This window comes from Streptomyces sirii (assembly GCF_045690365.1).
In the GTDB taxonomy this organism is placed as follows: Bacteria; Actinomycetota; Actinomycetes; order Streptomycetales; family Streptomycetaceae; genus Streptomyces; species Streptomyces sirii.
In genome coordinates this window covers 8,086,912-8,101,411 of the sequence record NZ_CP147982.1, presented here as the reverse complement: position 1 = coordinate 8,101,411, position 14,500 = coordinate 8,086,912, and the positions used below count along the sequence as shown (strand labels likewise).

Sequence of the window (14,500 nt, the reverse complement as noted above, 5' to 3'; positions counted from 1 at the left end):
CCTCTGCGTGGGGTGACGGCGGTAGTTGACCACGCCGGTCATCCACAACACCCGCAACATTGCCCCAAGCCCGAGGCCAGTGGATCGTCACACCGCACTGCTCCTGCGCATGGGTGCCGTCGCCCCTGTTGGCGACGTGGACGCGACTACTGTGGGGCTCGAAGACGACGCCTCTGGGGATCCGATGAGGGCGGTCTTACCGCGATGCAGCGGGGTCAGGGGAAGCAAGTCCGCTTCGAGGACGCCGAGTTATTCGCGCAAGGGGTGGCGCCGCCGCAGGTCGCGCGGCGGCTGCGGGTCTCCCGGACATCCGCGTATGCCTGGCATGCACGTCGGCGGGAGAGTGGAGTGGAGGCTCTGCGCTCCAAGGGGCCGCCGGGGCGGCAGGCGGCCGATCGCGAGCCAGCTCCGTCCGGTGTCGGGGCGCTGCGGGTCGAAGGGCGGCGGCACCGGGCGGCCGTGTGCCGTCGTGACCTCTTCCAGCGCGTGCACCTCGGGCTGCCAACCGTAGCGTGCGAGCCAGGAGTTGAGGTCTTCCGAGGGTCCGCCGTGCCAGATGTCGACGAGTTCCTTGGAGAGGGCGGCACGGGCGCCGCGAAGCAGTTTGGAGTCCTCCTGGTGGTCCAGTGCGAGGGTGCTGCCCGGAGCCGAGTTGGCGGTGACGCGGTCGAGGAGGAGGTCTGCGGCGTGGGAGGTCAGGGCGTAGAGGATGCCCTCCATCAGCCAGGCGGTCGGCAGGTTGGGGTCGAAGCCGGCCGCGCACAGTGCCGTCGGCCAGTTCTCGCGCAGATCGGTCGGCACCTCCGTCCGTCGGCAGGTGGCGGTGATGTCGTGAGCTGAGAGTACGGCCGCGCGGTAGGCGAGCGTGTCGGCGAAGTCGACTTCGAAGAGGGCTGTCGCGGGAGGCCAGTCGAGACGGAACGCCCGCGCATCCATGCCGCAGGCCAGCAGCACCGTCTGGGGCGTTCCCGCTCGCGCCGCGCTGGTCAGTGCGTCGTCCAGAAAGCGGGTACGGACGGCCACTTGGTCGGCCATCAAGGTGAACAGCTCGGGTGTGGAGGCCGCCGTTTGCGTTCCCGCCGCAAAGGTGGCGTCGCCGGAGGCGTCGAGAAAGTGCTGTGCGTAGGGGTCGGCGAAGAGACGGTCGGGGCGGCGGTGTTCTTGTGCGCGTATCGCGGCCACCCCCAGCGATGTGGTGGCGACGCCGGCCAGTTTGGGGGTGGGCAGGGGGCTGTTCGTCACTGCGGTCCTCCGTTGTTCGGTCGATGCCCGGTCGATCGGTGGTGGTTCAGGGGCCTGGGCCGTGCCCGTGTGGCGCTGCGGCCGCGCCAACTCTCCGGTAGGGGAGGGGAAGTGGCCGCTGGACGGCCGGTCGCCATCCATGCGCGGATGTGCCGGACCCAGCCGGCTGAGATCGCGGGCTCCGGCAGTCCCCCGCGGCGCAGCCCGGCCGCCGGAGGCCGCAGCCCGTCGAGGTAGATGTCGAGTTGGCGATGCGCGAGCGCCTCGTCCTGGGAGAACCCTCCGCCGGGCATCGGACGCGTCAAGCGGAGGATCATGAAGACGATGTCGCCGGTCACCACGTCGTCGCGTAGCAGCCCCGACTCCCGGGCCCGTGCGATCAGACGCCCGAGGGGGCCGACGGCGTCCCGCTCCTCGTCGAGCAGCTTGACGATCTCGACCCTGCCGAAGAGCGACGGCATGACGGCTCCGACCTTGCTGTCCAGGGCGGTGTGCATGAAGCGGCGCAGGGCCTCGAACGGATCGCTCTCCCGCTGCGCAGCGTCCGTTGCCGCCTCGTACAACGCCTCCATGGCGTCGACCGCCACCGCTCGGATCAGCGCAGCGCGGCTGGGGAAACGGCGGTAGAGCGTGGCGATCCCCACGCCCGCGCGGCTGGCGATCTCCTCCAGCGGAACGTCCGGCCCCTCGTGTACGAATAACTGCCGGGCAGCCAGCAGAATCCGAACACGGTTGTGCCGTGCGTCTGCGCGCATGGGGCGCCTCCGAAGTACGTGAAGTCCGGCCGAAGACGGAGGATTTTCCTCCCTCTTCAGAGCACCGTAAGGACATCGGCGGACGCGGGTCCTCAACCCGATCGGAAGTGAGAGGAAATCGCCCCTCTGGTCTCCAGGACGCTCCGCACTGCGGGTGGGCGGCGACCTGTTCACATGGCTCGCGCAGGTGCGGCACGTCCGGCAAACCCCGCCACGGCTTCGGCGTGGCCAAGAGGCATCAGCCATCTATGGAAATCGTGGCGCGCACCCCCGGGGAGCAGGGGCTTCACCCCGATACCGAAGCGGTGGGCAGTCGAGCGGACCTACGGCTGGCTGATGTTCCACCGCCGCCTGGCCCGCGACTACGAGACCCTCCCGGCCCGCTCCGAAGCCATGATCCACCTGGCCATGACCGACCTGATGGCCCGCCGCCTCACCGGTGAAGCCACCGTCTCCTGGCGCGACCCCACATCCCGGTATCAAACGCCATCCACGGGATGAAACCCCGGGAGAAAACGACCTCTAAAAGAGCGTTTTGTCCTGGCGGGCGTGTTTGGTAGCACTTTGGGTGGCGAGCCGGGCTGGTACTGCTGAGGCAGTTGCGTTTGATGTGCCCTGCAGGACGGGTGGCATCGCTCGTCAGTCCGTTTCAGCTGTTTCGCTCCTGTCTGATCCCAAGGCGCCCCCGCTTGACCCCCTTTGCGCCCTGAGGGCAGACCACGTTCAGCGGTACTACCGAAACATGAAGCGACACCGCCCGTATCCCAGTGATCTATCCGATGCCCGCTGGGAACTGCTGGAACCCACCCTGTCCGCCTGGCGGGTCGAGCGAAGAGGCAGGGGCCTGGACATCGGTCGCCCACCCGAGCACGACTTGCGCCGCATCATGGACGCCATCTTGTATGTCGACCGGACCGGGGTCCCCTGGCGCTACCTGCCGCACGACTTCGCCCCCTGGGAAACCGTCTACGGCTACTTCGCCGCCTGGCAGAAAGAGGGCGTCTTCGACCAACTCAACGGCCTGCTCTGTCGCCTGGTCCGCGAGGCAGAGGGCCGGGATGCCAAGCCCAGCGCGTGCGTGCTGGACGCCCAGAGCGTCAAGACCTCCGCCAACGTGCCCGCTGCCGGCCAGGGCATTGACGCGGGCAAGAAGATCGCAGGTCGCAAGCGTCACCTCGGCGTCGACACCCTCGGCCTCCTGCTGGCCGTCTGGGTCACCGCAGCCAGCGTCTCCGACAACGTCGGCGGCATCAATCTGCTCTCACAGATCGCCACCGCCCATCCCCACGTGAGCAAGGCATGGGCAGACACGGGCTACCGCACCAAAGCCATCGAACACGGCGCCCGCCTCGGCATCGACGTCGAAGTCGTCCAACGCAACCCCGCCGTCAGGGGATTCAAAGTGATCCCCCGACGCTGGGTTGTCGAGCGTACCTTCGGCTGGCTGATGCACCACCGCCGCCTCGCCCGCGACTACGAAACCCACCCCCACCGCTCCGAAGCCATAATCCACATCGCGATGATCGACCTCATAACCCGACGCCTCACCCGCGAATCCACCCCGAACTGGCGCTACACCTGAACCTCGAACCAAACACGCCCGCCAGGACAAAACGCTCTTTAAGTGGCGGGCAGGAGGTCAGGCGCACAGCGCCGTCGGCGGCGGCACGATCCTGGCGACCTGGCGCCTGTGTCCGGACGGCAGCGTCAAGGAACGCAGGCACTGCGAACATCGTTTGATGCCCCAGTTCCCCATCGGGCAGGCAGAGTTCTCGAATCGCCGCCCTCTTGGCCGTTACGACGCCTTTGGCGGGCGACAACGATGACGTGGGGGAAGGCGGTCCCCCCGGCCCGCTCTTGCCCACCGGACTCAACCCTTTGCGTCGAGTACCTGTTTCCGAAGCCAATGACATTTCAGTCACCGCTGACAGAAAGGACCAGCCGAGAGGAAGCTGGAGGCTGACGTCAGTCGCCGCAGCCATCCCCGCCTCATGACCACACGTGAAGAAAGCTCCAGGATTAAGAAAAGCGTTAATGATCTGTAAGCCCTTGACCACATTTAGGAGCGTACCGCAATGGCGATGCACAACCACTTCTCAAACGATGCCAGTCAGAATGTTTATGTAGTGCTGGCCATGAACCCTGAATGGCTGGCTGCGGACTTTGTGGCAGACCTCGGGTTAATGGCGGTCGGTATTGGCGAGCTCAAGGCTGCGACATCTGTCACTACGTTGCCGGAGACGATTGCCACGCTTAAGGACGCGTACACGCTCTTCAAGCTCTCCGCCGGTGTCCTCGGTGGCACCATCTCTGTTGGCGGAAGGTCCGCCGAGGCGACCAAGGCCGCTGTCGAGCTGATCACTAAGTTCAAGGAGAATGCGATCAAGATCGAACCCGATCAGACCGTCGATGTTCGGGACAGCAGTCTCTGGGAGCTGTTCAACCTGAGTGGCTGGGCGGCACTTTTGGGAGCCTCCACCGTTTCCATGCTCGTCATGACCGAGGATGGAAAGCACGTAGCCCAGTTCAACTCCGGCGAGGACGACTCGTGGATTGCGACGGACGAGAAGGTGGTCCGCGCCAAGTATGGAACGCTACACGAACCCGACCCGTCGCAGGGCGAGTACGTCTGGTAATTCGGCGTTGGCCAAGTGCCCCTTTCTGAAGGCCCACTGATAGCCGTGCCGGTGTTGTCTCAGCCCGTAACGGGCTGCTGGCCGCGACCACGCGTCGTTCGAAGCCGGCAAGAAGAGTGAAACGTCGAGGCGGGCGGGGCTGAACAGCGAGTTCAGCCCCGCCCGCCTCGGACCCAGAGCTCGCCGTTCAGCCGAGCTCGTAGTCGAACCACATACGATGCGTGCCGTCAGCGTCGACGGCCATCGGCTGGCTCGGGCTTCAGAGGTCGTTTTCCCCCGGGGTTTCATCCCGTAGATAGCGTTTGATACCGGGATGTGGGGTCGCGCCAGGAGACGGTGGCTTCACCGGTGAGGCGGCGGGCCATCAGGTCGGTCATGACCAGGTGGATCACGGCTTCGAGCAGCTGGGTGCCGGCTACGGAATCTTGCACGCTGGCTGCGGTGACCAGCACTGCCAGGAGGAGGCCGATCGTGTCGATCACGATGCTCCGCTTCCTGCCCACGAACTTTTGCCCGCGTCCGTGCCCTGGCTGGAGACGGGGACGCTGGTGGAGGTCTTGACGCTCTGCGCGTCGATCACGCAGGCGGACGGCTTTGTGTTCCGTCCCTCCTTCTGCCGCACCAACTCCCTTAGCAGGCCATTGAGCTGGCCGAATATACCTTCCTTCTGCCACTTCGCGAAGTATCCGTAGACCGTCTCCCAGGGTGGGAAGTCGTGTGGCAGGTAGCGCCACTGGACGCCGGTCGGGTCCACGTACAAGATCACGCTCTGCCGTAGCCCCCAACTCGCGTATCCGGTGGCGGAATTAGGATGATGTGTACTCGCTGCCGCGATCACTGTGGATCAGCAGCCGGGCTCCAGGCCGGCCCGGCCATGGGCCATGTCGAGGGCGTCGACGACGAGTTCGGCGCGGTGGTGGTCGGCCATCGCGTAGTCGGTGACCTCGCGGGTGGCCAGGTCCAGCCGGCAGGCGAGGTAGCGCCAGCCCTCGGCCGTCGGGAGGAACGTGATATCTCCGACCAGCCTGGTCCTGGGGACATCGGCGTGAAAGTCGCGGCCGATCAGGTCCGGGGTCGGCCTGGCCCTCTTGTCGGGCCGGGTCAGGGACCGGCGCCGGTGGGCGCCCTGGATGCCGTGTGCGCGCATCAGCCAGGCGACGCGCTTGCGGTTCACGCGCTGTCCCAGGCGCTGTAGTTTGGCATGGACGCGCGGGACGCCGTAGGTTCCACTGGAGCCGAGGTGGATGACGGTGATCTCGTGGGTCAGGGCCTCGTCGGCAGCCTGGCGGGCGGCGCGGGTCTTCGCCGCGGCGAGCCAGGCGTAGAAGGAGGAACGGGCCACCTTCAGCAGCTGGCACAGGACAGCGACGCCATGGGTGGGCTTCTCCGCCTCGATGAACGCGTACGTGTCGTTCACCGATCGCTCTCCTTCGCGAAGAAGACCGCGGCTTTTCGCAGGACCTCGATCGTCTTGGCCTGTTCGGCGTTCTGCCGGCGCAGCCGCTTGAGCTCCTCACGCTCGGCCGTGGTGAGCTCACCGGGGCGCCCCTCGCCCTGGTCGGCCTCGGCCTGGCGGTACCAGCCGCTCAGGGACTCCGAGCTGATGCCGAGTTCCCGGGCGACGGCGGTGACCGTCTTCCCCGAGGAATCGACGAGCGCGATCGCGTCCCGCTTGGACTCCTCGGTGTACCGCTTCGTGTACTTGCTTCCCACCTGGTGCTACTTCCTCTGGAACCTCAGGTCCCAGTCTCCAGTTGTCCACGATCAAGGGGAAGCTTCGCCCCCGCTTCCACGTGCGCTTCACCCCGACCGGCTCCTCCAGGATCAACCAGGTCGAGCGGTGGTTCGGCCTGCTGACCGACAAACTCATCCGCCGTGGCGTCCACACGTCTGTGAATGCCCTGGAAGCCGACATCAGAGCGTGGATCGCAACCTGGAACCAGAACCCCCGGCCGTTCACCTGCACCAAAACGGCTGACGAGATCCTCAACTCCCTCGCCGACTACCTCTCCAAGGTCAAGCCGACCCACAACATAACCGAGAACAAGTAACCCTCAGGATTTCGGGCGCATCACACTAGCTCACGTCTCCTGCCTGGTGCTCCCGCCATTCGCGAGAGACAAACACCGCTGCGCCTGCTGTCCACTCCTCACGAACCCTGCTCGACCCTGCCTTGACGTGGGGCTTTGGCAGATTCGCGAAATCTGGATCGTGCGGCATACGGCGGTGAGGGTGGCCCCGGACCGCGCCATCAGTTGTGCGCCTGCACGCCTCGTTGTGCGCTAGTGCGCTGTTGTGCAGGGGCTTGCGGAGTCACCCGGCTGGGCGCACTCTCCTCTCACGGCGCCTGGCCGTGCCTCTACGGCCTTCAAGCACCTGATCACCCTGCGCCGTTCCCATGGGTTGGGCAGAAAGGGAATTCCCAATGAATCGCCGACCCGTCAGGTTCTCCCGGCGTATGGCTCGCGTAGCCGCCGCGCTGTGCGCCGCCTCCGCCCTGTTCTGTGGAACTACCACCGTCGCCCATGCCTCCACCGTTCATGGTTGCGCGGACGGGTATGTGTGCGGCTACAACACCACTGGGCACTACGATTCCAGCTCGCCGGACTATGGCAACCCCATTCCTCCTGGCTTTGCGAGGGGTACTCTCCCGTGGAGTGACGGTTCAGCCTGGGGGAATGAACCGGAGCCCAAGGTGGTCAACAATTCCGACAGGTATGTGTCGGAGGGGTACTACATCATCAATCTCGACCTGGTCTGTGTGTACCACCCGATCTCGGCGGATGAGCAGAACCCCAACAGCACCGACTCCACGATTGATTCGACGCAGGTGCGTGCCTTCGCCTGGGGCCCGACGGCCGCATCCGTGGACTCCGACATCATCGTGGACATCGGCAAGTGCGGCGGGTGACGACGCGAAACCATCCGCCGGGTGCGGGCCGCCCGCGCACATCGGGCGCGACTGGGAACTCACGGCTGTAGGTGCCTTACTGGGGGTTCCGGTAGTTCTCGCCGAAACAATGCTAAGAGGTCGCGCAGATAGGCGTGGTGAAGTGGCCTCGGCAGTGATGCAGGCACAGGTCTTGATCATGGAGCTGCGACGCCCTGTGATCACCGAGGGAGAGCTGTGCCTGTGCATCGTCTACGTGCTGCGTAAAGGGGTGAGCTGGCGAGATGTCCCGGCTGAGCGGATCGGCTGCAGCGGCATGACCTGCTGGCGCCGCCTACGGGACTGGACCGAGGCGGCGTATGGCCCCGCCTGCACGAGACGCTGCTGGTCGCTGGCAGGTCGAGGACATCCTTTGCATCTACAAGCCGGTGTTCCGCCGGATTTGCAACGACGGTCAGGTCACGGACAACCTGCTCGCCAAGTGCGCGAACCCGCAGCAGATGAACTGCCGTCACGCTCACTGCGCCGCGGCCTGCTGAGGAGGTGGCGACTCGTGCCCGCCCCTTGCGCCTCCCACGTCCTCCCCCAGCCGCCTCGGGCGCCTCACCCGCCAAGGCATCCTCACCCAAGCCGGACGCGGCCTCTACCAGAGACGGACGTAGCGTCCTCTGAGTGCAGGGCACGGGCGTCGCGCGGCTCGTCAGTGACGTAGCCGGGCGGCTGCGGCCAGAATCGGGGTGCTCACGACGGTCGCTGCGGCGCCGAGTGTGGTGTCGGTGGCCAGGATCCACCGGACGGTCTTCATGGCCAGGGTGAGGACTTCGCTGCCGCGCCGGCGCATGCCGGCCTCGAAATGGTCCACCGCGTCGGTGAGGGTGGCGGTGCCGTCGGCGGCGGCGCTGACGTGCGTGAGCAGGCTGGCGGCGTCGCGGATGGCCGCGCCCGCTCCCATTCCGGCGGTGGGCGGTGTGGCGTGGACAGCGTCGCCCAGCGCGGTGATACGACCCGCAGGCCAGGGCGCGAGATCCTCCGCGCGGGTGGAGGCGGCGTTGAAGCGGAATCCGGCCACGCTGTGCGGGTCGGCTTGGGCGATGACCTCGAGTGTCCGCTCGGCCCAGCCCCGCTCGCGGAACCGGCCGAGCAGCGCGGCCTGCAGTTCGCCGCCACGCAGGTCGCGCAGGGAATCGGTGCTGGTGGATTCGGGAAACATTGCGCCCCAGATGTAGGTGGGTCCGGTGGTGACCGACATCCGCAACTCGGGAGCGTCGAGCGCGGTGTTGCCGACCGGGTCGAGGAAGCCGACGTAGAGCGCTGCTCCGCGCGGGCCGATCGCCAGCCCCGATCGTGGCCCAAGTCGCTGATGCTCGCCGGGGCTGAGGTCTCGCCGGAGGGTGCGGCCGGAGAACCCGATGATGCCCGCCGGGCTGTTGGTCGGGCCGCCCGCCAGGTGGCGGGCGACTACCGAGTGGGTACCGTCCGCGCCCACCACCAGATCCGCCGAGACCGGCGCCCCGTCGGTGAACAGCACTTGGGGCGCGCCGTGGTCATCGTGGCCGACGCCGGACACGTTGCATCCCAAGTGCAGGCCATCTCCGACGGCTTCGGCCAGCAGCATCCGCAGGGTGATCCGATCGACGTCGATGCTTGCACTGTCGCTGAGGTCCGGCCCGTGGCCCAGCAGTCGGCCGCGGCGATCCCAGAACGCGTCGCGCTCGCGCAGTCGCAGCGCCGACCCCGATGCCAGCAGCCGCTGCATGATCATCGGTTCCACCAGATCTTTTAGCGCCGACTGCGCCCGCTCATCCAGGGTGATGTGGTAGCCGCCCGTCGCCGCCACATCGGTGTCTCGGTCGAATACCGCCACCTCAAACCCCCGGCGACGCAGCCCCGCCCCCAATGCAAGCCCGCCGATCCCGCCACCCACCACGACCACCCGCATACCCGACCGTCCTTTCCGCCGCTGCTCGCTGAACAGAACCCACCCTGACACCGGTAGTGGACACCGAGTGGCCACTACCGGTGTCAGGGTGGGACGATGGCGAACACCTCACACCGGGCGTTGCAGCTGTTGTCTCTGCTCGGACCAGGACGGCAGTGGTCGCTGCGCGAGCTCGCCACCCGGCTCGGGACCAGCGAACGCACTGTCCGCCGCGACATCGAAACTTTGCGCCGGCTCGACTACCCGATCGCTACCATCCACGGCCCAGACGGCGGCTACCGGCTCGGAGCCGGGCGAACCCTGCCGCCGTTGCTGTTCGACCACGACCAGGCCCTCGCGGTCGTGGTGGCCCTGCAGACCGCGCCAAGCACGATGTTCGGCCTCAGGGACGACGCGGCGCGTGCGCTGGCGGCTCTGCACCAGGTCATGCCCCCTGCGCTGCGGGCATCCATGGAATCCCTGCGCCTGACTCGGCTGCAGAACTATTGGGAGTTCCCCGCGCCCCCCATCGACCCGGCCGCCCTCACCGCCGTCGGAACCGCGGTACGCCACCGCCACCTCCTCGTCACCGAGACACTGCGTCCCGACGGCACACGCCCCGAACCCAGTGACCCCGACTACCTGCCCGCCCACCGCATCGAGCCACACCACCTGGTCGTCTGGGCCGCCCGGTGGTATCTGGTCGCCTACGACCTCACCGACAACGAATGGCGAGTGCGCCGCGTCGATCGACTGCACCCCCGCCCCACCACGCAGCACTTCGCCGCCCGCGCGCTTCCCCACCCCGACCTCGCCCACTTCGTGATGAGCACCCACGACCGCGGCGACACCCCCGCCGCCTGGCAATGCACCGGCACCGCTCGGCTCAACCTGCCCGCTCACGTCGTGGCCCGCTGGGCACCAGGCGGCTCCGTCGTGGAACACCTCGACACCGAGTACTGCCGGCTCACTCTCGGCGCCTGGTCCTGGGCCGGCATCGCCGGCATCCTCGCCACCTTCGACACCGAACTCACCGACCTCCACCCACCCGAACTCGTCCACGCATGCCGCCGCCTCGCACACCGATGGGCCACTATTGCCGACACCGAGAACCTCGGTCCTTCTCATAAATGACCATCTGTGAGAGTTCCGGGAGAGCCCCGGGAGTGATCACGTCTCCGCACGTCACCGTTCGCAAAAGTCCTCTCGAAACCGGCGTGTTGTGCGAGGCACTTCTGAGTGGACGTGTGGTCACCCGCGCTCGGAGGGCGGCCATAGGCGTCGACGGCTAATCGAGCCGCGCACACTGGGCGTCGGCTATGACGTCATCACCGGCTACCGACCGGCAGCGCCATTCAGCGCAAGCCCGTCGTCTCGACGTGAAACCGACCTCTCCCAGCGCCACCATAGGCACTCTCGCCGGCGGCGAGTCTCTCAAGGGACGGCAGTGTGCGATCCGGCAACCCGTTCTTGCCCAGCTGTGCTGCACGGATGCTGTGGCGGGTGCGGGCGGGCGGCTGGGATTTTCTGGGCTTCGAGGGGCTCAAGGCGAAGTGGGCCGACTACGCCCCCACTTCGCCGGATCTGCCGCTGGTCGTGAGCGCACTGGCGCAGGTGACCACCTGCCTTGCTCCGCGGGCGCGGCTGTTGACCGCGTGGGAGCGTTGGGGCTACTACTGCGAGCGCAAGGACGAGGCCCATCTCGTTGGCCGCTATCTCCTGCACACCGACCTCGCATGGACCAACATCCTTGTCCGGCACGGGCGGGCGCATCTGGTCGACTGGCCGTGGGCGGCACTGGGGCCGGCATGGGTGGACCCGGCGCTGTGGGCGGTGAGGCTGATCTCGGACGGCAGCCACACACCTGCGGCATGATCCGCCGCAGGCGGCACCGTGTACACCACGGACGGAAAGCCGTGGGTCGCTCGGACCAGGCCCTGGGACGTCAAGGCATGCGGCGTGTCACCTGTCTGCAAGAACGCCGGGTCGCTTGGTTGAAGTAGGGGGCTGGCGACCGATGGCTCCGGTTTCATCGTTCATGGCGCTCCGAGTAGGGGCGCGGCCGAACGCCACGCCCCAAGGATGGGTCAGGAGGTGGATTCAGTCACGCCGGCCGTCCCCCGGCGCTTCGAACTGCGTTTGCGGGGGCGCCGGTCCGGCTTGGCGTTCGATGTGGGGGTGGGGTGACCTTCTGTGGCGCTGCCGGCGCCGTCAGCATTGATTCAGAGGCGTCCTCCGCGCGGTACGGATTGGGTCTCGGGGCCTCCGGGGAGTCGGTTGCGTGCCGCTCGGTGTCGTCGTACAGGAGGCCGATGAGCCGATCAAGGGACTGTTCTCGGAGGCCCCGTGACGACAGCGTCACGGGGCCTCCACGTACGCCGCGTCAGGTCCCAGCAGACCTGCTTCACCGCAGCCGAGAGCCCTCGGCACAGGGCTGGCTGTATGACTCCTCGTGGCGCTGGATCACCGAACACCCTGCCCGCCGCTGATCGGAGTGCCGGAAGATGGCGCAGCGGCATCGAACAGCCCTCTTCTGCGCAGCTCCGAGCTGTCTTACCGTCATAGACATGGCCAACGGGGTGTTCCACACCAAGTACGGCATAGAGATCAATCTGACGCACGAGGATCTGGGCCACGAGGATCGGCCCGGTCTCCTCGCCGAGATCACCCGGTCCGTGGGTGAGCGGCCCCGCGACCTGCTCCAGTGCCTACAGGACTACAAAGGCGGCTCTTGCGGGTGCGCGCAGGCCGACAAGAGTTCCTGGATGTTCGTCCGCCGACAACGCCGCGACGGGCGGCTGACGTTGGTGGCCGCGCATCTTCCGATGACCCATGTCGCCACGCCTCAGGAGAGCGACAGGCACAAGGCGATGAAGGAACGAATCGCGCGCACGGCGTCCCGTCACGGCCTCGACGTACAGGTCGAGGTCCGGTCCACCGACCGCCGGATCGTCACGGATGTCCTGATCTCCGGGCCCGCGGCCCGCGTGGGATGGGAGGCCCAGTACTCCCCCATCAGTGCGAGCACCGCCCACCGGCGCTCCGCCCATGCACGCGCAAACGGGATAGCTCCGCTGTGGATCACCGGCGATCCCGCATCCGCACTGATCGACCGGGCGCCGTGGGCCCGTGTGGACGACGTCCCCTGGCAGCGCATCGTCTCACCGCTCGCCATGATCGTCCGCGGCGGCGTGCGGCACCTCCAGATATGGAAGTGCACGCCAGCCAGTGAGCGGCCGTGCCCGGAAACAGGTCAAGTGTGCGGCCGCTTCCACAGCGGCTGGTTCCTCCCCGCCCTGTGCATACCGGAAGAGCGCTCCACCGCCCTCGACGAACTCGTCGTCACCAGCGCCGACGGCGAGCACCTCCCCCTGCGCATCCGCGACCGCTCCGGCAGTCGGCGGGTCTCTCACCTGTGGGCGCTGGCGGCCGACGTCTACCGCTGGCGCGAGCTCACCGGCCAGACTGACGCACCCGCAGAGGCAACGTTCGACGACGAAGAGACCCTCTCCTTCACTCAGGAAGACCTGGACGGGACCTGCCGCTACGCGGAAGAGGGAACATTCGTCAGCGACCCACGCCCACGACGCGAGCTTGCCTCCGCGACGGGCCTGCGCTCCTTTGACCACGTCGAGGACATCCGACGGCCGCAGAGCCGCCCCGTCCGACTCCAGCTGACGGAGAACGAGCGGCGCGTCATCTCCATCCAGCTCCGCTGCCCGCCGTGGGAGATCGGCCCCTGCATCAACGGCTTGCCGCTGCTGTACCACCAACAGACGAAGAACCTGCTGGTCTCGTACTCGCCGAAGAAGCCGGGGTTCTTCTAGGGACCCGAGAAAAGGCGCCTGACCTGGGCTTTTGCCCGTCGGGCGGCTTTCGCTCGGCTCGTTCAAAGCAGGGCCTGGTTTACGTCGTAGCTCCCAGGAGGAAGGGTGTCCAGTTCCTTCTTCGAGTAGTTCGGCGCGATGTAGGCGAGCAGGCGGTTGTTGTCGTCGAAGAAATCATCGGCAGTGCCTGGTGCACCAGGCGCACGGCCAGCCCGCCTTCCGGGAAGGAGGAGGCACTCAGGAGCACCGCACGCCGCACTCCGGCGGCGTGGGCCCGGCGCAGGAAGGGCAGGACGATGCGGTCATCACCGTGCGCAGCCTGTTCCGACGCGCCTGGACCACCACCGCTGGGACGACCGCCCCACCCGACGCCCCTGCCCCCACACCTATCCGAGCGAGCCCTTCGTCACCTGAGAAGTCTTTCCTGCGGGCCGTGACCCGTGGATGTATTGGTCGGCCCAGGCGCTGATGATGTGGGCGGCTCGCTGCGCCTGTCCTCGTGCCGTCAGCAGATGGTCTGCTCCTTCGAGGGAGACGAAGCTTCGCGGGTGCCGTGCCTCGCTGAAGATCTCCCCGGCGTTGTCGATGTCGACGGTGTTGTCGGTCGGCGAATGCAGGACGAGCAGCGGCAGGTCCAACTCGCGGATCCGGTCGCGCAGATGAGCACGGCGGACGTCTTCGACGAAGGCGCGCTTGAGGACTAGGGTCCGCCCGCCGACGAACCACTCGTGCGACCCGTCACTGAGCACGCGATCCACGACCGCGTCGTACTGTCGCTCGACGTGGCTGGGATCGGCAGGCGCCCCGATCGTGGCGACCGCGCGGACGCCGGTCGCCTCGGCCGCTGCGGCGAGGGCGGCGGCGCCTCCCCATGAGTGCCCCACCAGCAGGTCTGCCGGCGTCCCTCGCTCCGCCATCATGGCTGCCGCACGGACCGTGTCCTGGACCTTGACGGTGAAGGAACCGTCCCCCCAGTCGCCGTCGGAGTCTCCGATCCCGAGGTTGTCGAAGCGCAGCATTCCGATCCCCTCGCGTGCCAGCTGCTTGCTGACGCGCGAGGCGGCCGGCGAGTCCTTGCCGAGCGTGAATCCGTGCACGAAGATTCCCCAGCCGCGGATCTCGCCGTCCGGCAGGTCGATCGCCCCGGCCAGTTCGGGGCCGACGACGCTCCGGAATCTCACTTTTTCGGACATGTTGCGATCACCTAGGCAGGGACTGTTCGTGGGCAGGCG

At 67.2% G+C, this 14,500-nt stretch carries 11 protein-coding genes and 6 pseudogenes; 10 read left to right on the top strand and 7 right to left on the bottom strand.

Annotated features, from left to right (window positions below; all coding sequences use genetic code 11):
* Positions 1-204: 204 nt before the first annotated feature.
* Positions 205-327: pseudogene (locus tag WAB15_RS35930) on the top strand (DNA-binding protein); the annotation flags it as partial.
* A 135-nt stretch (positions 328-462) separates the two neighbouring features.
* Here the strand turns inward: WAB15_RS35930 and WAB15_RS35925 are convergent.
* Together WAB15_RS35925 and WAB15_RS35920 are read right to left on the bottom strand one after the other, a co-directional pair.
* Positions 463-1,242 (bottom strand): annotated as a pseudogene (locus tag WAB15_RS35925) (SAM-dependent methyltransferase); the annotation flags it as partial.
* Positions 1,239-1,997, bottom strand: coding sequence for a TetR/AcrR family transcriptional regulator (locus tag WAB15_RS35920; RefSeq protein WP_407288856.1), 759 nt, complete (start codon positions 1,995-1,997; stop codon positions 1,239-1,241). The gene WAB15_RS35920 and the pseudogene WAB15_RS35925, both read right to left, overlap by 4 nt.
* 270 nt (positions 1,998-2,267) lie before the next feature.
* Between WAB15_RS35920 and WAB15_RS35915 the strand changes: the two are divergent.
* From WAB15_RS35915 to WAB15_RS35905, 3 genes and pseudogenes are all read left to right on the top strand, one after another.
* Positions 2,268-2,498 (top strand): annotated as a pseudogene (locus WAB15_RS35915) (transposase); the annotation flags it as partial.
* A 241-nt stretch (positions 2,499-2,739) separates the two neighbouring features.
* On the top strand, positions 2,740-3,579 hold the full coding sequence (locus WAB15_RS35910) for an IS5 family transposase (RefSeq protein WP_407288855.1): 840 nt from the start codon (positions 2,740-2,742) through the stop codon (positions 3,577-3,579).
* A 493-nt stretch (positions 3,580-4,072) separates the two neighbouring features.
* A complete protein-coding gene (locus tag WAB15_RS35905; protein WP_407288854.1) occupies positions 4,073-4,633 on the top strand; it encodes a hypothetical protein in 561 nt (186 codons plus the stop codon).
* Positions 4,634-5,022: 389 nt separating this feature from the next.
* On the opposite strand, the pseudogene WAB15_RS35900 reads toward WAB15_RS35905, so the two are convergent.
* The 3 genes and pseudogenes from WAB15_RS35900 to WAB15_RS35890 form a co-directional block, all read right to left on the bottom strand.
* Positions 5,023-5,396 (bottom strand): annotated as a pseudogene (locus tag WAB15_RS35900) (transposase); the annotation flags it as partial.
* An 81-nt stretch (positions 5,397-5,477) separates the two neighbouring features.
* Entirely contained in the window at positions 5,478-6,050 is a 573-nt protein-coding gene (locus tag WAB15_RS35895) for an IS3 family transposase (protein WP_407288853.1), read from the bottom strand.
* Entirely contained in the window at positions 6,047-6,346 is a 300-nt protein-coding gene (locus tag WAB15_RS35890) for a transposase (protein WP_407288852.1), read from the bottom strand. Before WAB15_RS35890 ends, WAB15_RS35895 begins: the two co-directional genes overlap by 4 nt.
* Positions 6,347-6,414: 68 nt before the next feature.
* Between WAB15_RS35890 and WAB15_RS35885 the strand changes: the two are divergent.
* The 3 genes and pseudogenes from WAB15_RS35885 to WAB15_RS35875 form a co-directional block, all read left to right on the top strand.
* Positions 6,415-6,684: pseudogene (locus tag WAB15_RS35885) on the top strand (IS630 family transposase); the annotation flags it as partial.
* Between the two features lie 644 nt (positions 6,685-7,328).
* Positions 7,329-7,544, top strand: coding sequence for a hypothetical protein (locus WAB15_RS35880; protein WP_407288851.1), 216 nt, complete (start codon positions 7,329-7,331; stop codon positions 7,542-7,544).
* Between the two features lie 226 nt (positions 7,545-7,770).
* A pseudogene (locus WAB15_RS35875) lies at positions 7,771-7,925 on the top strand (transposase); the annotation flags it as partial.
* 298 nt (positions 7,926-8,223) lie between these two features.
* Here WAB15_RS35875 and WAB15_RS35870 read toward each other — a convergent pair.
* Positions 8,224-9,462 (bottom strand): FAD-dependent oxidoreductase, encoded by a 1,239-nt coding sequence (locus WAB15_RS35870; protein WP_407288850.1) that lies wholly within the window; start codon positions 9,460-9,462, stop codon positions 8,224-8,226.
* A gap of 96 nt (positions 9,463-9,558) precedes the next feature.
* Between WAB15_RS35870 and WAB15_RS35865 the strand changes: the two genes are divergently transcribed.
* The 3 genes from WAB15_RS35865 to WAB15_RS35855 all read left to right on the top strand — a co-directional run bounded on the left by WAB15_RS35865 (position 9,559) and on the right by WAB15_RS35855 (position 13,268).
* Complete coding sequence (locus tag WAB15_RS35865) at positions 9,559-10,575, top strand: helix-turn-helix transcriptional regulator (protein WP_407288849.1); 1,017 nt, start codon at positions 9,559-9,561, stop codon at positions 10,573-10,575.
* A gap of 357 nt (positions 10,576-10,932) precedes the next feature.
* Entirely contained in the window at positions 10,933-11,316 is a 384-nt protein-coding gene (locus WAB15_RS35860) for a hypothetical protein (protein ID WP_407288848.1), read from the top strand.
* Positions 11,317-12,008: 692 nt separating this feature from the next.
* Positions 12,009-13,268: a hypothetical protein gene (locus WAB15_RS35855; protein WP_407288847.1), complete on the top strand. Its 1,260-nt coding sequence runs from the start codon at positions 12,009-12,011 to the stop codon at positions 13,266-13,268.
* Positions 13,269-13,654: 386 nt separating this feature from the next.
* On the opposite strand, the gene WAB15_RS35850 is transcribed toward WAB15_RS35855, so the two are convergent.
* Complete coding sequence (locus tag WAB15_RS35850; protein WP_407288846.1) at positions 13,655-14,461, bottom strand: alpha/beta hydrolase family protein; 807 nt, start codon at positions 14,459-14,461, stop codon at positions 13,655-13,657.
* Positions 14,462-14,500: the final 39 nt, after the last annotated feature.

What these genes read in the sequence shown, in the direction of transcription:
- WAB15_RS35870 (WP_407288850.1), bottom strand. Translation starts at nt 9,462, where the DNA reads ATGCGGGTGGTCGTGGTGGGTGGCGGGATCGGCGGGCTTGCATTGGGG.
- WAB15_RS35850 (WP_407288846.1), bottom strand. Translation starts at nt 14,461, where the DNA reads ATGTCCGAAAAAGTGAGATTCCGGAGCGTCGTCGGCCCCGAACTGGCC.
- WAB15_RS35855 (WP_407288847.1), top strand. Translation starts at nt 12,009, where the DNA reads ATGGCCAACGGGGTGTTCCACACCAAGTACGGCATAGAGATCAATCTG.
- WAB15_RS35860 (WP_407288848.1), top strand. Translation starts at nt 10,933, where the DNA reads ATGCTGTGGCGGGTGCGGGCGGGCGGCTGGGATTTTCTGGGCTTCGAG.
- WAB15_RS35905 (WP_407288854.1), top strand. Translation starts at nt 4,073, where the DNA reads ATGGCGATGCACAACCACTTCTCAAACGATGCCAGTCAGAATGTTTAT.
- WAB15_RS35910 (WP_407288855.1), top strand. Translation starts at nt 2,740, where the DNA reads ATGAAGCGACACCGCCCGTATCCCAGTGATCTATCCGATGCCCGCTGG.
- WAB15_RS35920 (WP_407288856.1), bottom strand. Translation starts at nt 1,997, where the DNA reads ATGCGCGCAGACGCACGGCACAACCGTGTTCGGATTCTGCTGGCTGCC.
- WAB15_RS35865 (WP_407288849.1), top strand. Translation starts at nt 9,559, where the DNA reads ATGGCGAACACCTCACACCGGGCGTTGCAGCTGTTGTCTCTGCTCGGA.